The organism is Janthinobacterium sp. PC23-8, from assembly GCF_002250505.1.
Taxonomy (GTDB): Bacteria; Pseudomonadota; Gammaproteobacteria; order Burkholderiales; family Burkholderiaceae_D; genus Janthinobacterium.
In genome coordinates this window covers 2,981,391-3,000,459 of sequence record NZ_NJGY01000001.1, presented here as the reverse complement: position 1 = coordinate 3,000,459, position 19,069 = coordinate 2,981,391, and the positions used below count along the sequence as shown (strand labels likewise).

The 19,069-nt window shown below is 62.0% G+C and carries 17 protein-coding genes; 4 read left to right on the top strand and 13 right to left on the bottom strand.

Annotated features, from left to right (window positions below; all coding sequences use genetic code 11):
* Position 1: 1 nt before the first annotated feature.
* Together CD932_RS12900 and pilM are read right to left on the bottom strand one after the other, a co-directional pair.
* Complete coding sequence (locus CD932_RS12900) at positions 2-589, bottom strand: PilN domain-containing protein (RefSeq protein ID WP_094442975.1); 588 nt, start codon at positions 587-589, stop codon at positions 2-4.
* On the bottom strand, positions 586-1,212 hold the full coding sequence (gene pilM, locus CD932_RS12895; protein WP_094442974.1) for a type IV pilus biogenesis protein PilM: 627 nt from the start codon (positions 1,210-1,212) through the stop codon (positions 586-588). Before pilM ends, CD932_RS12900 begins: the two co-directional genes overlap by 4 nt.
* Positions 1,213-1,482: 270 nt before the next feature.
* Between pilM and CD932_RS12890 the strand changes: the two genes are divergently transcribed.
* The gene (locus tag CD932_RS12890; protein ID WP_094442973.1) at positions 1,483-3,828 is read left to right on the top strand and encodes a penicillin-binding protein 1A; all 2,346 of its coding nucleotides are present in this window, start codon (positions 1,483-1,485) and stop codon (positions 3,826-3,828) included.
* 54 nt (positions 3,829-3,882) lie between these two features.
* Here the strand turns inward: CD932_RS12890 and cyaY are convergent, their stop codons facing one another.
* Positions 3,883-4,212 (bottom strand): iron donor protein CyaY, encoded by a 330-nt coding sequence (cyaY, locus tag CD932_RS12885; protein WP_094442972.1) that lies wholly within the window; start codon positions 4,210-4,212, stop codon positions 3,883-3,885.
* Between the two features lie 40 nt (positions 4,213-4,252).
* On the opposite strand from cyaY, the gene CD932_RS12880 reads away from it, so the two are divergent.
* Entirely contained in the window at positions 4,253-4,432 is a 180-nt protein-coding gene (locus CD932_RS12880; RefSeq protein ID WP_094442971.1) for a lipoprotein, read from the top strand.
* Here CD932_RS12880 and CD932_RS12875 read toward each other — a convergent pair whose 3' ends face one another.
* The 5 genes from CD932_RS12875 to CD932_RS12855 all read right to left on the bottom strand — a co-directional run bounded on the left by CD932_RS12875 (position 4,433) and on the right by CD932_RS12855 (position 10,289).
* On the bottom strand, positions 4,433-5,062 hold the full coding sequence (locus tag CD932_RS12875) for a sulfite oxidase heme-binding subunit YedZ (protein WP_094442970.1): 630 nt from the start codon (positions 5,060-5,062) through the stop codon (positions 4,433-4,435). It lies immediately after the preceding gene.
* A gap of 12 nt (positions 5,063-5,074) precedes the next feature.
* Positions 5,075-6,052, bottom strand: coding sequence for a protein-methionine-sulfoxide reductase catalytic subunit MsrP (gene msrP / locus CD932_RS12870; RefSeq protein WP_094442969.1), 978 nt, complete (start codon positions 6,050-6,052; stop codon positions 5,075-5,077).
* 86 nt (positions 6,053-6,138) lie between these two features.
* Positions 6,139-7,290: a c-type cytochrome biogenesis protein CcsB gene (ccsB, locus tag CD932_RS12865; protein ID WP_094442968.1), complete on the bottom strand. Its 1,152-nt coding sequence runs from the start codon at positions 7,288-7,290 to the stop codon at positions 6,139-6,141.
* 46 nt (positions 7,291-7,336) lie between these two features.
* Positions 7,337-9,442 carry a cytochrome c biogenesis protein ResB gene (locus tag CD932_RS12860; protein ID WP_094442967.1) on the bottom strand — a complete coding sequence of 702 codons (2,106 nt, stop codon included), beginning with the start codon at positions 9,440-9,442 and terminating at the stop codon, positions 7,337-7,339.
* A gap of 175 nt (positions 9,443-9,617) precedes the next feature.
* The gene (locus tag CD932_RS12855) at positions 9,618-10,289 is read right to left on the bottom strand and encodes a cytochrome c (RefSeq protein WP_094442966.1); all 672 of its coding nucleotides are present in this window, start codon (positions 10,287-10,289) and stop codon (positions 9,618-9,620) included.
* Between CD932_RS12855 and CD932_RS28815 the strand changes: the two genes are divergently transcribed.
* Positions 10,255-10,527: a hypothetical protein gene (locus CD932_RS28815; RefSeq protein ID WP_176460819.1), complete on the top strand. Its 273-nt coding sequence runs from the start codon at positions 10,255-10,257 to the stop codon at positions 10,525-10,527. The two genes, CD932_RS12855 and CD932_RS28815, sit on opposite strands and share 35 nt — an antisense overlap.
* On the top strand, positions 10,475-11,224 hold the full coding sequence (gene yihA, locus CD932_RS12850; protein WP_094442965.1) for a ribosome biogenesis GTP-binding protein YihA/YsxC: 750 nt from the start codon (positions 10,475-10,477) through the stop codon (positions 11,222-11,224). The genes CD932_RS28815 and yihA overlap by 53 nt, the downstream gene beginning before the upstream one ends.
* 57 nt (positions 11,225-11,281) lie before the next feature.
* Here the strand turns inward: yihA and CD932_RS12845 are convergent, their stop codons facing one another.
* The 5 genes from CD932_RS12845 to CD932_RS12825 form a co-directional block, all read right to left on the bottom strand.
* Positions 11,282-12,193, bottom strand: coding sequence for a hypothetical protein (locus CD932_RS12845; protein WP_254926566.1), 912 nt, complete (start codon positions 12,191-12,193; stop codon positions 11,282-11,284).
* Between the two features lie 239 nt (positions 12,194-12,432).
* Positions 12,433-15,543 carry an efflux RND transporter permease subunit gene (locus CD932_RS12840; RefSeq protein ID WP_094442964.1) on the bottom strand — a complete coding sequence of 1,037 codons (3,111 nt, stop codon included), beginning with the start codon at positions 15,541-15,543 and terminating at the stop codon, positions 12,433-12,435.
* Positions 15,540-16,718, bottom strand: coding sequence for an efflux RND transporter periplasmic adaptor subunit (locus CD932_RS12835; RefSeq protein WP_094442963.1), 1,179 nt, complete (start codon positions 16,716-16,718; stop codon positions 15,540-15,542). The genes CD932_RS12840 and CD932_RS12835 overlap by 4 nt, the downstream gene beginning before the upstream one ends.
* Positions 16,719-16,816: 98 nt before the next feature.
* On the bottom strand, positions 16,817-18,172 hold the full coding sequence (locus CD932_RS12830) for an ATP-binding protein (protein WP_094442962.1): 1,356 nt from the start codon (positions 18,170-18,172) through the stop codon (positions 16,817-16,819).
* Entirely contained in the window at positions 18,169-18,897 is a 729-nt protein-coding gene (locus CD932_RS12825) for a response regulator (protein WP_065310140.1), read from the bottom strand. Before CD932_RS12825 ends, CD932_RS12830 begins: the two co-directional genes overlap by 4 nt.
* Positions 18,898-19,069 lie beyond the last annotated feature (172 nt).

Here is a 19,069-nt window from a genome sequence, read left to right as displayed (position 1 = left end):
GCTAGTCTCCCGGCAACACATCAACAGGCAAGGTCCAGTGCACGCTCAATTCCACGCCGTCCGATGCCGGCGCGGGCGAGCGTACTTCCTGCAGTTGCGGCGTGGAACCGGGCAAGGCTTGCGCCAGTGCCAGCAACAACGCCGAGACGGCCTGCTGCGACGGCGCCCTGCCCGCCAGCACCAGGCGCCCCCCTTCCTGGCGCAAGCTGTGCAGGCTGACGCCGGCCGGCACGGCGCGGGCCAGCGCGTCGAGCACCATCACGGCGTCGTTGCGCCGCGATTGCAACAGGTGGACGGCGTGCTGGCGCGCGGCCAGTGCGGCCGTTTCGCGCTGCGCCAGCCGGGCGGCCGCCAGCGCGCCCTCGCGCTCGTGCAAGGCCGCCTGCCAGGTGGCCTGCTGCCGCGCCTGGCCGTCGATGGCGATCAGAAGGGCCATGCCGGCCGCCAAGGCCAGCGCCGCGCCCAGCAGCACGCCGCCGGCCAGCTGGCGCAGCACGCCATGCTCGCGCTGGCGGCGCGCCGCCGGACGGTGCGGCAGCAGGTTGATGAACGCCGGCGCATTGGCGTCCGCGCTCGCACCCGCGTTCATCGGGAAAACCCGTGCAGGGCCAGGCCCCAGGCCAGCTGGAAGGCCGCGCCGTCGGACAAGGCCTGCCAGCCGCCGTGCGCCATGCCGGCACGCAAGGCCAGCGCTTCGCTGTCCATCACCACCGCCTGCAAGCCCGCCTGCGCCGCCACGTCGAGCCGGCGCTGCACGCTGGAGCGCCGCGCCGCCACCAGCAGCACATCGAGCTCGCCGCCGTCCTTTTCCAGGCCGCTGGGCGACGCCGGCCCCATGATGCGGAAATCAAGGTTGGCGTCCTCGACGGTAAACGGCATGTATTGCGCCGCTTCCAGTTCCACCAGGATTTCCAGTTGCTCCTCGGGCAAGCCGGCCGGCAGGCGCACGACCTGCGTGATCAGGCTGCTGGCGGGCATGGCCAGCGCCACCCGGAAACAGCGGCTGCCGCTGGCCTGGCAAGCCTGGCGCAGCAGCCTGGCCAGCGCCTCGACATCATCGACATTGCCATCAAACATCACACCGGGCGGCACGGCCGCCATGCCACGATGCCGGCACTGCAAAGCGCCACGGCGGCGCGCCAGTTCAAGCACGCGGATGGCGTCGTCGCCCATATCGACACCCAGCAAGCCCGGTTTATTCAAGGAAAACATGGCCACTCCCCTTCTTGCGCCCTCCAAAATGCTATTCCCTGCCCGGCCCGCCTGACAACCGCTTTTCCGCCTGCTTCTGCGCCACAGTGCACCTATTTGCCGGGGAGCTGATCTGGCGCAGGCCAATTGTTACCAAATCCTTGTTGCCAGCCAGCACAGACACGCTTATATAGAGTAGCGACAAGCATTCCGCAGCCCGCCTGGCGCGCCGTGCACCCGGCAAGCTCGCTTATAATTGGCCCGCATAATTAACTGAAAGACATAACGCGCATGACATCTTCCACCTCCGCTGGCAACGCTGGCTCGAAGCCGCCCAACAAGGGCGGCAAACCCAAACGCTTTTTGCTGATGACGCTGGTATCGCTGGTGGGCGCGGCCGTGGTCGGCGTCTTGCTGGTGGTGTTTGGCCTGGCGATGGCGTATCCGAACCTGCCGGCGCTCGACACCCTGACCGATTACCGGCCGAAAATGCCGCTGCGTATCTTTACCAGCGACGGCGTGCTGATCGGCGAGTTTGGCGAAGAACGGCGCAATATGGTGCACATCAAGGATATTCCCGATGTCATGAAGAAAGCCGTGCTGGCCATCGAGGATGACCGTTTCTATGAACACGGCGGCGTCGATTACCTGGGCATCACGCGCGCGGCGCTGCACAACCTGACGGGCGGCGCCAAGCAAGGCGCCTCGACCATCACGCAGCAGGTGGCGCGCAATTTCTTCCTGTCGAGCGAACAGACCTTGAAGCGCAAGGCCTATGAAGTGCTGCTGGCCTGGAAGATCGAGAAAAACCTCAGCAAGGACCAGATCCTGGAAGTCTATATGAACCAGATCTACCTGGGCCAGCGCGCCTATGGCTTTGCCTCGGCCGCGCAGATCTATTTCGGCAAGAATATCCGCGACCTGACCGTCGCCGAGGCGGCCATGCTGGCCGGCCTGCCGAAAGCGCCGTCGGCCTACAATCCAGTGGTCAACCCGAAACGCGCCCGCCTGCGCCAGCAATATATTTTGCAGCGCATGGCCCAGCTCGGCTACATCACGCCAGCCCAGTTCGAGGAAGCCAAGCATGAGGAACTGAAGGTCAAGACCGACAGCAGCGCCTTTGGCGTGCACGCGGAATATGTGTCGGAAATGGCGCGCCAGCTGGTCTACGAGCAATTCAAGGAAGACACCTACACGCGCGGCCTGAACGTCTACACCACCATTACCAAGGCCGACCAGGACGCTGCCTATATCGCCCTGCGCAAGGGCGTGATGGATTACGAGAAACGCCACGGCTACCGTGGCCCGGAAGCGTATATCGACATTCCGACCACCAAGGCCGAAGCGGACGACGCGATCGAAACGGAACTGGCCGACCATCCGGACAGCGACGACATCATCGCCGCCATGGTGCTGCAGGCCTCTCCCAAGTCCTTGCAGGCGGTCACCTCGGCCGGCGAGGAAATCAGCATTACCGGCCCGGGCCTGACCTTTGGCGCGGCCTGGCTGTCGGAAAAAGCGGCGCCGAACCGCCGCATCCGGCGCGGCGCCGTGATCCGCGTCATGCGCGAGGGCGACAGCTGGGTGATCACGCAAATGCCGGAAGTGCAGTCGGCGTTTGTCTCGGCCAGCACCACCGACGGGGCGATTCGCGCCATGGTGGGCGGCTTCGATTACAACCGCAACAAGTTCAACCACGTCACGCAGGCATGGCGCCAGCCGGGCTCGGCCTTCAAGCCCTTTATCTATTCCGCCTCGCTCGAACGCGGCCTGTCGCCATCGACCATCATCAACGACGCGCCGATCTCGTTCGACGCGGGCCAGACGGGCGGCCAGGCATGGGAGCCGAAGAACTACGACAGCAAGTACGACGGTCCGATGACCATGCGCAAGGGCTTGATGAAATCGAAAAACATGATTTCGATCCGCATCCTGCACAAGATCGGCGCCAAGTACGGCCAGGAATATGCGACCCGCTTCGGCTTTGACGCCGACAAGAATCCACCCTACCTGACGCTGGCGCTGGGTGCGGGCAATGTCACGCCGCTGCAGATGGCCGGCGCCTACGCCGTGTTCGCCAATGGCGGCTACAAGATCAATCCCTACCTGATCGCCAAGGTCACCGACAGCGACGGCAAGGTCCTGTCGGAAGCGAACCCCGACCAGGCCGGCGTGGAAGCGAACCGCGTGATCGACGAGCGCAACGCCTTCATGATGAACAGCATGCTCAACGACGTGGTGCGCTTCGGCACAGCCACCAAGGCGATGTCCCTGAAGCGCCCTGACCTGGCCGGCAAGACGGGCACCACCAACGATTCGATCGATGCCTGGTTCGCCGGCTACCAGGCCAAACTGGTGGGCATCGCCTGGATCGGCTACGACCAGCCGCGCAACCTGGGCAACCGCGAAACGGGCGGCGGCCTGGCCTTGCCGATCTGGATCAATTACATGGCGAAAGCCCTGAAAAGCATCCCGGTCGAGGAACGCGCGGTGCCCGATGGCCTGATCCGCGTGGGCGACGAGTACTACTACGCTGAAAATCCGCCGGGCACGGGCGTGGGTAGCCTGGAAGGCGCGGCGCGCGGCACGCCGGAGGAAGAAAAAGCCAAGGAAGCGGTCAAGAACGAGTTGTTCTGAAACAAAAGGGCAGACTTTGCAGTCTGCCCTTTTTTCATGTACCGATGGCGACGATTATTTCAACACCACCGCCGCGCCGGCCTGCTCGCTGGCCATGCTTGAAAGCGCCGCAAACAACTCCGAGCCGTCGCGCGTATTGACCCACTCGTCGCCGGCCCGCTTGTAGTGAAAGCCGCCCGAACGGGCCGCCACCCACATCTCGCGCATCGGCGCCTGGCTGTTGACGATGATTTTCGTGCCGTTGTCGATGAACTCGATTTCCAGCACATTGCCGCTGCGGCTGCATTCGACGTCGAGCACGTCTTCATCGTTGAGCCGGTCCAGCGCTGCCTCGATCTGGGTCAGGGTGGCTTCGGCCAGGGCCAGGAATTCCGATTCGCTCATGCTACACTCCAAAGATCTTAATCAAACCGTGATTCTAATCGTGAAGTCATCTCCAGCGTTTTATATCGGCATCGCCATTGTGGTTTCCAGCGTCCTGGCCGGCTGCGGCCAGCCCGGCGCCCTGTACCTGCCCAAGCCGCCAGCGGCCAAGCCGGCCCCCAAGGGGCCGCTCGAACCGGCCCCGGTGCCGCCGCCACCGGCCATCGTGCCGGCGAGCTGATCAGCTGGCAATCCTTGCGTTCTGGCGGCGCTTGTCCCAGGCGTAGTAGAGGCGGGTCAGGAGCAGCAGCGCAACGATGGCGCCAAACAGGATGGGCTGGGCAAAGTTGTTCTTGCCCGCCTTCATCCACCAGTAATGCAAAATCCCCAGCGGCGCGATGACATAGATCAGGCGGTGCAACCACTGCCAGCGCTTGCCGCCCAGGCGCCTGACCATGCCGTTGGTGCTGGTCACGGCCAGCGGGATCAACAGCACGAAGGCGATAAAGCCGACCGTGATGAACGGGCGTTTCAGCACATCCTTCCACATTTCCGCCAGATCGAAGAAATGGTCGAACCACAGAAACGTGGTGAAGTGCAAGGTTGCGTAAAAAAACGCGAACAGGCCCAGCATGCGGCGCAGCTTGATCAGCCAGTTCCACTGCATGAGGCGCCGCAACGGCGTGACGCCCAAGCCGATGCACAGGAAATACAGGGTCCAGTCACCGGTGCCGCGCGTAATGAATTCGAGCGGCTCGACCAACTGGCCGGTATACGTGAGCCATACCATGCGCGCGAACGGCAGCAGCGCCAGCACGAAGATGACGGCCTTGCTCAGCGACAGCTGCCGGGGCGTGGGTTGAAAAGCCATGTCTTGCCCTGGTTAAAAGAATTTCTTCAAATCCATGCCGGTGTACAGCGAGGCCACGTCGTTATAGCCGTTGTACATCAGGGTCTTGCGCTTGCGCGCCAGGAAACCGTCTTCGCCAATGCGGCGCTCGCTGGCCTGCGACCAGCGCGGATGGTCGACGTTCGGGTTCACGTTCGAATAAAAACCGTATTCGGACGGCGCCGACAGGTTCCATGAGGTGCGCGGCTGGTCCTTGACGAAGCGGATCTTGACGATCGACTTGGCTGATTTGAAGCCATATTTCCACGGCAGCACCATGCGTACCGGCGCGCCATTCTGGTTCGGCAGGGTTTCGCCATACATGCCCAAGGTCAACAGCGCCAGCGGGTGATTGGCTTCATCGATGCGCAAGCCTTCCGTGTAAGGCCAATGCAGCACGCGGCTGCTCACGCCCGGCATCTGCTTGTTGTCGGCCAGCGAAATGAATTCCACGTACTTGGCGTTGCCGGTCGGCTCGACCTTCTTGATGATTTCGGAGAAGGAATAACCGATCCACGGGATCACCATCGACCAGCCTTCCACGCAGCGCAGCCGGTAGACGCGCTCTTCGAGCGGCGCCAGTTTGAGCAAAGCGTCGAGGTCGAGCGTCATCGGCTTGTTGACTTCGCCCTCGATGGTGACCGTCCACGGCCGCGTGCGCAAGGTGCCGGCGTTTTGCGCCGGATCGCTCTTGTCGGTGCCGAACTCGTAGAAATTGTTGTAGGTGGTGGCATCTTTGTAGGCCGTCTGCTTGTCCAGCGCCGAATAGGCGGGATTCAATTTACCGGCCAGCTTGGGATGGGTGCCCTGGGCGAACGCTTCTCGATTCATCATTTCCAGCAGGGCCGCGCTGGAGACGGCGCCAATGGCCGCCTGCTTGATAAAGCTGCGGCGCGCTTCGAACACGGCGCGCGGCGTGATTTCGGATGAAAACGGCAATTCGATACCGTTGGGACTGCGCTTGATCAACATGGCGGCTCCGGAAAAGTGGTGATTGGAGGTACATTACACCAGTTTCCGAAGCCGTTCATGACGGTTGCGTCATCTACAAGAAGTCCTTAGAGCTTGCCGTAGGAATGCAGGCCGGACAGAAACATATTGACGCCCAAGAACGCAAACGTCGTCACCAGCAGGCCCACCAGCGCCCACCAGGCCGCCACTTTGCCACGCAAGCCCGTCATCAGGCGCATGTGCAGCCAGGCCGCATAGTTGAGCCAGACGATCAGGGCCCAGGTTTCCTTCGGATCCCACGACCAGTAGCCGCCCCATGCCTCGGCCGCCCACAGCGCACCGAGGATGGTCGCCACCGTGAAGAAAGCGAAGCCGACCGAAATGGCCTTGTACATCACATCGTCGAGCACTTCCAGCGACGGCAGGCGATCGACCAGGTAGCCGTGCGACTTGAGCAGATAGGCCGAGGCCACCATGGCCGACAGCGAGAAGGTGCCGTAGCCGATGAAGTTGGCCGGCACATGGATCTTCATCCACCAGCTTTGCAGGGCCGGCACCAGCGGCTGGATATCGGCCGCGTCGCGCGTGACGGTATACCACAGCAAAAACACCACGGCCGCCGAAATGACCAGCATGACGAAGGCGCCCAGCTGGCGCGTCGCATAGTGCTGCTCGTAATACAGATAGAACATGGCCGTGATCAGGGAAAACAGGATGAACACTTCATACAGGTTCGATACGGGAATATGGCCGACGTCGGCGCCGATCAGATAGGACTCATACCAGCGCACCAGCATGCCCGTCAGGCCCAGCACTACGCCGGCCCAGCACAGCAGCGAGCCGACGGACGAGCCAAAATCCGAGCGCGCCACCAGGCCGATCCAGTAGAACAGGGTCGACAGCACAAAAAAGGTGCCCATCCACAGAATCGCCGACTGGCTGGACAACATATATTTCAGGAAAAATTTCTGGTTTGCCATGTCCAACTGGTCACCGTAAAGGGTGATGGCAAACAGCGACAGGACGGCCGCCAGCGGGATCAGCCAGCGCACCGGTTTCCAGTACCAGCCCAGCCAGGCAAAGGTGGGCGCCGCCGCCAGCAAAATGACTTTTTCATAGATATCCATGAAGGCGCCAAAGTGCGCCAGGCCATACAGCGAGGCGGCCAGCAGGCCCGCGCCATACAGCCAGTCGAGCAGGCCCAGGCGCTTGAAAAAGCCCGGCTCCTGCGTATAGATCTGTTTATTTGCCAATTCCATGTTTTTCTCCAGTGCCTGCGCGGCGCGACGCCGGCTCAGGCGCAGCTTACGCCGATTGCGGCAATCTTGCCTTCAGGTTCTCAAATTCTTTTTCGAAGTCCAGCGTCTTGCGCTGGGTGCTCATGGCCATCAGGGCCGTGCTCTCGCCGGGCCGGTCCACATCATCCCTGATCCACACCCACAGGCGGCGCTCGCGGATATAGAACATGGAAAACACGCCGATCACCAGGAACAAACAGCCCAGGTAGACCACGCCCTTGCCGGGCGAGCGCGTCACTTGCAGCACGGACGCCTTGATTTCCGTAAATTCATCGAGCTGCAAATACACCGGCGCGCCATAGAAGAAACTATCGGACAGCGCATTGGTGGCCAGTTGCAGGAAACGGCCGTGCTTTTCATCGGCCTCGATGGCGCTCAAGCCAGCCTTGGCGCGCGCGGCCTGCCACAAGTCCCACAAGCTGCCGTTGAGGATCTTCATGAAAATGTCGGCCGCCTTTTCCTGCTCGGCCTTGGGCACTTTTTCCAGGAAACGCGAAATGGCCAGGAAACCGCCTTCTTGCCCGTGGCCGGCAAAGATGGCCAGGCTTTTCGCGGCCGATTCCTGCAACTGGCCGCGCAGCGCCTCGGCGTTGGCGTTCGGCATGGCGCGCTGCGCATAGCTGGCGGCGGCCTGCTCGCGCAGCTGCGGGTCCTGCAGCGCGGCGCGCAGGCGCATCCATTCCTTGACCGTGTAATTGTCATCGGCGGGAATGCGCAGATAGCTGAAGGCGTCGCTGGGGTTGATGCGCATGCCGGCCAAAAATATCAGCGCGCCGTCTACCGTAACCGGCTGCATGTAGTTCTGGTACTCGCGGGCCTGGCCCGTCTTGTCACGCAATTTATACAGCACGCTCGGACCGACGTTTTTCAGGTCCTTGTTATTGGCGTTTTTGGCGGCGGACCCCAGGCGTTTATCCAAACCGACGGCAAATTTCTCGTTGAAACTTTCCGCCTTGCTGACGGCCCGCACATCCTGGCCGGAACTCATGTTTTCCACGTTGAACGGACGGAAACCCGACCATTCGACCGTATACGAATTGCCGTCGCTACGCTCCAGAGGTGTGTTGCCGCCCACTTCGCCGCCGATATCGAAGCGTTTGTCGGTCTTGCCGGCCATCGGGAAACCGGTCAGCTTGAGCTTGCTGCCGCCATCTTCAAAGCTGGACTGGTACAAGGCCAGGCCTTTGTACAGCAGCGGCTGGTTGACCTTGATGGTGGCAGGGAAACTCTTGCCCGTTTCATGGTCGGTGATCACCACATCGCTGGCAAACAGCTTGGGCATGCCGGTGCTATAGAAATCGATATGGAATTTCTTGAGCAGGATGGTGATCGGCAGGTCCTGGATCAGCACGCCATCGGCTTGCGGGATAATGGCGGTGCTGCTGGTCGAGCCTTCCGGAATCATGGTGTTGCCACGGAAGGTAGGGTTGGACAGGCTTAAGCGGTGCTTGGCGGGAATCTCCGCGATCACACCGCTGCCGGCAAACGGCGTCTTGCCGAAGAACCATTGTTGCACCCTGATCGGCATTTCCGAGTCGAGCAAGCCGCCGACGCAGATAATGACGATGGCGCCATGGGCAAAGATATAGCCCCATTTGTTGGCCGCGCCGCGCTTGGCCGCCACCAGCGTGGCCTTGTCTTTTTCCACGATCCTGGCCTGGTAGCCGGCGTCTTTCAGGCGCATCACCATCTGCTGCGCCAGCGCGGTGCGCGGCAGGGCCGCCTGCCACTCCATCTTGTGGTGGAAATTGCGCAACGACTGTTCGCGCACGGTTTCACGCCAGCTGCGCATGTCCTTGAGCATCTTCGGCGCATTGCGCACGATGCATAGCGAGGTCGAGGCGACCAGGAAACCCATGATCAGCAGGAACCACCAGGCCGAATAGACCGAATACAGGCTCAGCTTGTCGAACACGGAAAACCAGAACGGGCCGAACTGGTTGATGTAATTGGGCATCGGCTCGTTCTGCTTGAGCACGGTGCCGATCACCGACGCCACGGCGATCAGGGTCAGGAGGCTGATGGCAAAACGCATCGACGAGACCAGCTCGACGAATTCGGCCAGGCTGCGGCGCTGCGTCTTGAGTTCGATGCCGGTGGTGCTGGTACTCATGCTGGGACTACTATCATGTTGATACTCATGCTGAATGACAATCTTAAAAGGCGGGAGGGTTTCATCTGCGCAAGGCGGCAGCATAACCCAGTTTGGCTGGCGCACATAAAAAAGGGCAGCCCCTCGCCATGGCTGCCCTCTTCCTCCGCACCGCAGTGATTGCCTTTACGAAAACTTACTTGAGGCCGGCAATGTAATCTGCCACGGCGGCGATTTCATCGTCCGACATGCGCGCAGCGATGGCATGCATCTGCTCGCTGTTCTTGCGCGCGTCGGCCTTGGTGCTGCGGAACAGGGTCAGTTGGGCCACCGTGTAGTCCTGGTGCTGGCCGGCGATGCGTGGATATTGCACGGGAATGCCATTGCCCGCCGCGCCATGACAGCTGGCGCAGGCCGCGACTTGCTTGGCGGCGATGCCGCCACGGTAAATCTTCTTGCCCAGTTCGACGGTGTTCTTGTTCTTGGCGGCGCCCGGTTTGGCCAGCTGCGCGCCCAGATAGGCGGCAACGTTTTTCTTGTCGGCGTCGCTGAGCATCTTGGCGTAAGTCGACATCACGGGCTGGTTGCGCTGCGGCGTGGTGAAGTCGACCAGCTGCTTGTAGAGATAGTTCTCGTGCTGGCCGGCCAGCTTGGGATTGACCGCAATGGTCGAATTGCCGGCCGCGCCATGGCAGGAGACGCAGGCGGGCAAGCCGCGTGCGGCGTCGCCCTCGGCGTACAGGGTGGCGCCCTTGCTGGCATCGGCTTTGACGGCGGCTTTCGGTGCTTCGGCGGCCGACACGGTGGCCGAGACGGCCAGCAAAGCGAGCAACATGGATTTGAACAACGGTGAAAATGCACGATTCATTCAGGCACCCTGGGACAGTGAGAAATTAGTGGTGGACATTGCCGCGCCCTGGGATTTTTGCATTATTTTCAGGGCCGCAAGCCGCATCGCTGCTACGCCGGCAACAATTAACAACTCCTTATTGTACAATAGCTTCTTGGCGTTATTGCTCTCTTATCGCTCCCTTTTCTTGCATCACTACTCCCATGTCAAAACTCTGGCAAGCCCGTTTCTTTACGACCGTCAATCAACTGCGTGACCTGCCCGATACCTCGGTGCCGGAAATCGCCTTTGCCGGCCGCTCCAATGCCGGCAAATCGACCGCCATCAATATCTTGTGCAACCAGAAAGGCCTGGCGTTCGCTTCCAAGACGCCTGGCCGTACCCAGCATATCAACTATTTCTCGATCGGCGGCGCCCATGTGGGCCAGCACCGCAAGGATGCCACCATTGTCGAGGAAATCGAATGCCTGCTGGTCGACTTGCCCGGTTATGGCTATGCGGAAGTATCGGGCTCGGCCAAGCTGCACTGGCAGCGCTTGCTGGGCGACTATGTGCAGCGCCGCGAACAACTGGCCGGCCTGGTGCTGATCATGGATTCGCGCCGCCCGTTTACGGATCTCGACATCCAGATGCTGGAATGGTTCGCGCCGACCGGCAAGCCGATCCACTGCATTCTGACGAAAGTCGACAAACTGAACCGCAACGAGTCGGTCAACGCTCTGCGCCAGGCCAAGGCCAAGCTCGACAGCTATGTCGATGAAGACGGCGTCGGCTTCCCGTTCACGGTGCAGCTGTTCTCGGCCCTGAAACGGGTCGGCATCGAGGAAGCCAATGACAAGATCATGGAACTGGCCGGCATCAGCGAAGACGGCGCCGCGCAGATGGTTGAACTGATCGAGATGGAAGACGACGTGGAACCGGAAGCGGGCGCCGAAGCGGACAAGCCGGCCTGATTGTCAATTCGGCGTGGCACGTGAAAAAGGCGGCTCACTTCGGTGCGCCGCCTTTTTTTAGCGCCGTCCCGGCCGTTTTTCGGAAAAGAATTCCTGGCGCAGGAAGGCGGTCAGCTCGGCCGTATCCTCGACGCGGGCGCTGAGGTTGACGTTGCGGCCCAGGCGGCGCGATTCCCATACAAAGTCGCCCGGCTTTTCGGCGCGGATCAGCTGGATCATCTTCTTGATGATGGCCGATTCGATATCGGGTTCGTTGCCAATTTCCACTTTTTCCTGCTTCAGCCAGTTGCGCTTGAAGTTGCCGTTCCAGCCCTTGAACTTGACCTCGGCGCTGAAGGAGGTCTGGTTGACGATGGAAAACACGCCACCCGAATCCTCGTTGTCGCTGCCCGAATTGCGGCCCTGGGCGCGCGCGATATTGGCCTTGGCCACGCGCATGGCGCGGTCGTTTTCGCTTTCCTCGGCCGGTGGCGACGGTTGCTGCGCCTGGCGCTGCTGGCGGCGCTGCTCGATCATGGCGCTCATGTCTTCGGCCGGCGGCGGCGGCAACGGCACTTTCGACACCAGCGGCGGCGTGTAGGTTTCCAGCTTCGGCTTGTCACGCGGCACGTTTTTCGTCACCACCGGCTTGCTGGCCCGTGGTGGCGGCGGCTTGACCTTGGCGACCTTGGTTTCCTTCGGCGTCGGCTTCGGGGTCGGCTTCGGCGTCGGCTTCGGCGTCGGCTTGTCCTTCATCGGCGCGATATACACCATCGCGCTTTCTTTCTTCGGCGGTGGAATTTTTTCGATCTTGTCAGTATGCAGCAAGGCATACGCGGCAATCAACACGTGCAGCAAGACGGACACGCCCAGTATCACCCTGCGGCGGGTGCCGGTCTTCGCGCCATACGTCAGGGGTGGCTGGATCAATTGCCCGCAGGTGGGGCAATAGCCGGTATCGGCCGCCATCGGGTGGGTCGTGTCATGCAAAATAAATCGTGCTTTCTTTGTAGCAACAAAGGTAATCTAACCGGGCAGTCATATTGCCAGAGCGGCGCGCTTTTGGGAACACTTGCGGCGTCCTTGCCACCCGAAGCGTACAGGATCGCCGCATTCCTTGCATCGACTGGCAGAGTAGCCGAAGCGGCCCTTGACGGTTGTTACCGTATGTATCACTCACCTTACAGCAATACAAAAACCGGGCGCGCCGGCAGTTCTTGCCCGACAGATCACGCCTTGTTATCAAGTGCCACCAGTTGCTCATCCGTCATGGGTCCCGTACCGCTGTATTTATCGAGGAACAGATAAATCACGGGCGTAATGAACAGGGTAATGACTTGCGAGAACAGCAGGCCGCCGACCACGGCCAGGCCCAGCGGCTGGCGCAGCTCGGCGCCCGCGCCCAGGCCCAGCGCGATCGGCAAGGCGCCCATCAGGGCCGCCGCCGAGGTCATCATGATGGGACGGAAACGCAAGATGCACGCCTGGCGTATCGCGTCAGCCGGCGCCAGGCCTTCGTTCCTCTGCGCATGCAGGGCGAAGTCGATCATCATGATGGCGTTTTTCTTGACGATGCCGATCAGCATCAGGATGCCGATAATCGCGATCATGGTCAGGTCCATGCCGAACAGGCGCAAGGTCAGCAGCGCGCCGACGGCCGCCGACGGCAGGCCGGCCAAAATGGTCAGCGGGTGGATATAGCTTTCGTACAAGACCCCCAGCAGCACATAGATGACGGCCAGCGCGGCGATGATCAGGATGATCTGGCTAGCCTGCGAATCCTGGAACACCGCCGCGTCGCCGCCGTAGCGGGTAATGATGGAAGCGGGCAGGTTCATGCCCTTGCTCATCACGTCGATCTTGCCGGTGGCAATGCCGAGCGGCACCTCCGGCGCCAGGTTGAAGGCGATGGTGACGGCCTGCAGCTGCCCCTGGTGGTTGACCGAGGTGGGGCCGATGGTGCGCTCGACCCGGGCGATGCTCGACAGTTTCACCAGCTCGCCCGTCTTGCTGCGCACCGACACGCGCGTCAGGGCGTCGTCATACTGGCGGTCCGGCGTGGCCGCCTCCAGGATCACGTAGTAGCTGGCGGCAGACGAATAAATGGTCGACACCTGCCGTTCGCCAAAGGCGCTGTAGAGCGCCGTGCGGATATCCGACATCTGCACGCCCAGCATATTGGCCTTGTCGCGGTCGATCTTCAACGATGCCTGCAGGCCCTTGATCTGCGAGTCGCTGGTGACGTCGCGGAAGGCCGGGTCGGCGCGCATGCCCGATAAAAACTTTTCTGCCCAGTCATTCAGGGCGTCGGGGCTGACGCTTTGCAAGGTGTATTGATAGCGGCTCTTGCTTTGGCGCCCGCCCAGCTGCAAGTTTTGCACCGGACGGAAATACACGGCCATGCCGGGCACGGCGCTCGTCGCCCGGCGCAGGTTTTCCAGCACCACCGGCATTTTCGGCCGTTCAGTACGCGGTTTGAGCACCAGGAACATGCGGCCCGTATTGCCGCCGCTGACGAACGAGGTCACGTCCTGCACGCTGGGGTCGGCCTTGATGACGGCCGCCATGCGCCCCTGCAAGGCCTGCAGCGCTGCCGACGAGATATCTTCCGACGCTTCCGTATTGACCTGGATCTGGCCCAGGTCTTCCTCGGGGAAAAAACCCTTCGGTATGGTGACATACAAGAGCACCGTCAGGGCAAAGGTGGCCACCGCAATCAGCAGCACCACGGTGCGGTGCGCCAGCGCCAGGTCGAGCACGCGCACATAGCCGTTGCGCACGCGCGTAAAACCGGCTTCGAAATGGCGGCCGATAAAGGTTTTTTCCTGGGTGTGGTCGTGCTCATTGTCGTGCCCCTGCGCGCCGGCCGGCAGGAAGCGGCTGGCCAGCATCGGCACCAGGGTCAGCGAGATGATGGCCGACACCAGGATGGCCAGCGACACCACCACGGCAAATTCATGGAACAGCAGGCCGATCACGCCCGGCATGAAGAAGATCGGAATGAACACGGCCACCAGCGAGACGGAAATCGAGATAATGGTAAAACCCATCTCTTTCGCGCCCACCAGCGCGGCCTGGATCGGCTTCTTGCCCATCTCGATATGGCGCACGATGTTTTCCAGCACCACGATGGCGTCATCGACCACCAGGCCGACGGCCAGGGTAATGCCCAGCAGCGAGATATTGTCGAGGCTGTAACCGAGCCAGTACAGCAGGGCCAGCGCGCCCAACAGCGAAATCGGCATGGTGACGGCGGGAATGAAGGTGGCGGCCGCGCGGTGCAGGAACAGGAAGATCACCAGCACCACCAGCACCACCGTCAGGGCCAGGGTCAGGTTGACGTCGTGGATCGCTTCGCGGATCGACAGCGAACGGTCGTTGACCAGGCTGATCTGGATCGACTGCGGCAGTTGCTCCTTGAAGCCTGGCAGCAGGCGGCGCACGCCATCGACCACCTGCACCGTATTGGCGTCGGGCTGGCGTTGCACCATCAGGCTGATCGAGCGTTCGCCATTGAAACTGCCGACCGACTTGATCGATTGAAAGCTGTCTTCCACCACGGCCACGTCTTTCAGGCGCACGGGCTGGCCGTTGCGGCTGGCGACGATCAGCTCGGCAAAATCGGCTGCTTTCATCATTTGCGGATTGCCCTGGATGGTCAGAGTCTGACTGGGGCCGTCAAGAATACCCAGCGGCGAATTGGTGTTCGAGGCGCGCAATGCCGCTGCCAGCTCGTCCATGGTCAGGTCGCGCGCATTCATCAGGTCGGCGCGCGCACGCACCCGCACCGCAAAGCGCTTCTGGCCGTTGACCACCACCTGCGCCACGCCGGGCAAGGTCGACAGGCTCGGGGCGATCAGGTTTTCCGCATAGTCGTTCAGATCCGACAGATTCAACGATGGCGACGTCATCTGGATGAACAGCACCGGCGCGTCGGCCGGGTTGACCTTGCGGTAGGACGGCAGGTCCGTCATTTCGGTCGGCAACTGGCGCTGCGCGCGCAGCAGCGCCGCCTGCACGTCGACGGCCGCCTCATTGACATTGATGCTCGCATCAAACTCCAAGGTCAGCGAAGTGTTGCCCAGGGTACTGGTGGAGGTGATCAGGTTCAGGCCGGAAATCGTGGAAAACTGCTTTTCCAGCGGCAAGGCCACCGAGGAGGCCATGGTTTCCGGGCTGGCGCCGGCCAGGTCGGCGCTGACGTTGATCACGGGCGTGTTATAGCTCGGCAAGGCCGCCACCGGAATGCGCAGATAGGCCAGCACGCCGGCCAGGATGATGGAGAGCGACAGCAGCACCACCATCACGGGGCGGCGGATGCTCAATTCGGACAGATTCATGCTGGCTTGCCCGCCGTGGTCGTGGCGGCAGCAGGTTCAAGCACCTCCGGGCGCTTTTCCGCCAGGCGCACCTTGCTGCCCGGACGCAGGTTCTGCTTGCCGTCGACAATCACTTGTTCATCACCGTTCAAGCCCGTCACGGCGGCATTGGGGCCGAACCCATGCACGCGCGTGACCTTGCGCGATTTGGCCGTATTGTCGGCCTCCATGGTGTAGACCAGGGTGCCGGCGGTGGTGGTGATAATGGCATTTTGCGGAATGACCAGTGCGTCCTTGAGGGTCTGCACCGTCATCTGCGTATTGATGTACTGCCCCGGCCACAGATCGGTTTGCGTATTGCCGAAGCGCGCCTTGACCTTGATCATGCCCGATGTCGCATCGACGGCATTGTCGATAAAGTTCAGCTTGCCCTGCACCTGCTTGCTGCCGGCGTCGGCCAGCAGCGCCGTGACCGGCACGTCGCCCGCTTTCTGCGCCGACAGCAAGGCCGACAGACTGCTTTCCGGCAAGGTGAACACCACGTCGATCGGGTCGAGCTGGGTAATGCTCGTCAGTGACGTGGTGGGCTGCACCAGGCTGCCCGGATAGACGCCGATGGCGCCCACGCGGCCGCTCAGGGGCGCGCGCAAGACGGTATAACTGGAGTCGACCTGGGCCGCGCGCAAGGCGGCCTGGTCGGCGGCAAGCAAGGCGCGCGCCGCATCTAACTGGCTTTGCAGGGTGTCGACAGCGCCCTGGGCGATGAAATTCTTGCTCAGCAAATCGTTGCTGCGCTTGAGCTGGCGTTCCAGGTCCTGCACCGAAGCGCGGTCGCGCAACACTTGCGCCTGGGCTTTTTCCACGTTCGCGCTGGCGGCACGCGCGTCCAGGGTAAACATCAGCTCGCCTTGCCTGACGAACTGGCCTTCGCGGATATGCACTTTGGCAATCGTGCTGGTGGTTTGCGGATGCAGCTCGACGCTGTTGATCGGCGTCACGCTGCCATTGGCCTGCAGCACGATGGGCACGTCCTGGCGCACCGGCCTGACCACGCTCACGCTGGTTGGCGCCTGGCCGCCACCCTTGCCCGCCGCCCCCGCCTTGGGCTTGTCGGCGCCCTGATGATTGAAATACCAGATGCCGCCACCGAGACACAGGGCGGCACCGACCAGGATTGCCAGGCTAGTTTTTTTCATTATTCGTCACGCTGTTTCGGCGCGGATTTTACAGGTTGAATTAATTGCCGAAAGGCATTAAGGGCAGTATTGTCGCATGAAAGCATCATGGGAAATTATCACTTTCCTGCATAATATTGTGGCACCACCAGCGTCACTTCCAGCCCGCCGTCCACATGATTGGACAGCAACACCGTGGCGCCGTGCTGTTCGGCGATATTGCGCGCGATCGTCAATCCCAGGCCAGTGCCGCCGGACTCGCGCGAGCGCGAGGTCTCGATGCGGTAGAACGGCTCGAACACCTTGGACAACTGGTCCGGCGCAATGCCGGGGCCGCCATCACGGATGCGGATGCGCGCCGCCCCCGCCAGGCGCTCGACCGTCACCTGCGCGTACTGGCCATATTTGACGGCATTGTCGATCAGGTTGACCAGGCAGCGCCGCATGGCGATCGGGCGGCCCATCAGGGCCATGCCGGCCTGGCCTTCCAGGGTCACGTTCTGGCCCGCATCGGCGGCGTCCGAACAGACGCTGTCGAGCAGCGAGTCGACATCGAGCGCCTGCATCGCTTCGGTGCTGTCCATCGAGCGCGCCAGGTCCAGTCCCTCCTTGACCATGCTTTGCATGGCCGACAAATCGCCGACCAGGCGTTCATGCAGGTCCGAATCGGCCACTTTTTCCAGCCGCAGGCGCAATCGCGTGAGCGGGGTTTGCAGATCATGGGTGATGGCGGCCAGCATCTGCGTGCGCTGGAAAATATGCTGGCGGATGCGCGCCTGCATGGCGTTGAAGGCCGCGCTCGCCTGGCGGATTTCGCTCGCACCCGTCAGGGCCAGCGGCGGATGGTTGATATCGTTGCCCAGATCTTTCGCCGCCTGCGCCAGCTGTTTCAACGGGCGCATGGTCATGCGCGTGACCAGGTAAGCAAGGATGGCGATGCTGATCAGGAAAGGCAGCAGGGTCATCCAGTCGTTGTGTTCGGCGAAAGCGGGCTGGCGCGGCGGCAGCACCAGCAGGCGCAGCATGTGGCCGTCCTGCATGCGCACGTCCAGGCTTTCGCAGGTGCCGCCCCAGTGCTTGGGCGAAAACAGGTCCGGTGATTTTTGCGGCTTGACGCAGGCGTCCGGCCGCTGGGCCAGTGCGGTGACCTTGAAGGCCTCGCCCAGCTTGGCTTGCAGCGCGGTGGAAAACTCGGTCGGCGTACCGATCGCGTGTTGCGCGTCCGGCCGCAGTTCAAGCCGCACGCTGCCCTTGTTGGCCACCTTCAGGTAGGCGGCGCGCGAGGCCAGCGGCACCATGTCGGTCGACATCACCAGTTGTTCGGCGCGCTCGACGGCGTGATAGTCGCGATACTGCGCGATGGCGCGCTGGCGTTCGCCCACGGCCAGCCACTGCGTCAGCGCGGCCGAGGCCACCACGCCCAGCAGCAGCACCATGAAGACGCGCCCCGTCATCGAACCAAGAAAGGCCTTCACGCGTGCGGCTCCACATTGACCTGGCCGGCCAGCACATAGCCGCCGTTGCGCACGGTCTTGATGATTTGCGGCAAGCGCGCATCCTCGCCGAGCTTTTGCCGCAGCCGGCTGATCTGGATATCGATCGAGCGGTCGAACGGATCGGCGTCGCGCCCCTGCGTGAGGTTGAGCAACTGGTCGCGGTTGAGCACGCGGTTGGGATGCTCGAGGAACACGCGCAGCAGGCGGAATTCCGCGCCCGACAGCATGATCACCACGCCGGTCGGGTTGAGCAGGTGGCGTGCCGTCAGGTCCAGGGTCCAGCCGGAAAAGCGGATCTGCTGCGCCTTGTCCGACGGCGCGTTCGACGGCATCGCATGGCTGCGGCGCAGCACGCTGCGTATGCGCGCCAGCAACTCGCGCGGCTCGAACGGTTTCGGCAGGTAATCGTCGGCGCCCATCTCCAGGCCCAGGATGCGGTCCAGCGGTTCGTTGCGGGCCGTCAGCATGATCACCGGCACGGTCGACTGCGCGCGCAGCTTGCGGCACAGGGTCAGGCCGTCGTCGCCGGGCAAGTTCAGGTCGAGCACGATCAGGTCGGGCCGGGTTTCATCCAACACCTTCCACATGGCAGTGCCATCGGCCGCGCCCAGGGTGCGGTAGGCGTTGGTTTCCAGGTAATCCGCCAGCAGGCTGCGGATATCGCGGTCGTCGTCGACGATCAGTATTGTAGAAGTGGTTTCCATGCCTGAATTATCCCCACTTCACAGGGCTGTGCACAGCGCATTTGTATCGTCTTGTATATAGACCATGTGACGAAACATACAGATACAATCTGTCGGACAGCGGACACTTCGTGGAAACATGGCGGCGCCACACTGGATTCATGTGCACAGACATGTACATGCTTTTTCACTT

Bases quoted from the DNA above. Each gene is read 5' to 3' on its own strand.
- yihA (WP_094442965.1), top strand. From the start codon at position 10,475: ATGTCAAAACTCTGGCAAGCCCGTTTCTTTACGACCGTCAATCAACTG.
- CD932_RS12840 (WP_094442964.1), bottom strand. From the start codon at position 15,543: ATGAATCTGTCCGAATTGAGCATCCGCCGCCCCGTGATGGTGGTGCTG.
- CD932_RS12855 (WP_094442966.1), bottom strand. From the start codon at position 10,289: ATGAATCGTGCATTTTCACCGTTGTTCAAATCCATGTTGCTCGCTTTG.
- pilM (WP_094442974.1), bottom strand. From the start codon at position 1,212: ATGTTTTCCTTGAATAAACCGGGCTTGCTGGGTGTCGATATGGGCGAC.
- CD932_RS12825 (WP_065310140.1), bottom strand. From the start codon at position 18,897: ATGGAAACCACTTCTACAATACTGATCGTCGACGACGACCGCGATATC.
- ccsB (WP_094442968.1), bottom strand. From the start codon at position 7,290: ATGGAATTGGCAAATAAACAGATCTATACGCAGGAGCCGGGCTTTTTC.
- CD932_RS12860 (WP_094442967.1), bottom strand. From the start codon at position 9,442: ATGAGTACCAGCACCACCGGCATCGAACTCAAGACGCAGCGCCGCAGC.
- CD932_RS12900 (WP_094442975.1), bottom strand. From the start codon at position 589: ATGAACGCGGGTGCGAGCGCGGACGCCAATGCGCCGGCGTTCATCAAC.
- CD932_RS12835 (WP_094442963.1), bottom strand. From the start codon at position 16,718: ATGAAAAAAACTAGCCTGGCAATCCTGGTCGGTGCCGCCCTGTGTCTC.
- cyaY (WP_094442972.1), bottom strand. From the start codon at position 4,212: ATGAGCGAATCGGAATTCCTGGCCCTGGCCGAAGCCACCCTGACCCAG.
- CD932_RS28815 (WP_176460819.1), top strand. From the start codon at position 10,255: ATGGATTTGAACAACGGTGAAAATGCACGATTCATTCAGGCACCCTGG.
- msrP (WP_094442969.1), bottom strand. From the start codon at position 6,052: ATGTTGATCAAGCGCAGTCCCAACGGTATCGAATTGCCGTTTTCATCC.
- CD932_RS12890 (WP_094442973.1), top strand. From the start codon at position 1,483: ATGACATCTTCCACCTCCGCTGGCAACGCTGGCTCGAAGCCGCCCAAC.
- CD932_RS12875 (WP_094442970.1), bottom strand. From the start codon at position 5,062: ATGGCTTTTCAACCCACGCCCCGGCAGCTGTCGCTGAGCAAGGCCGTC.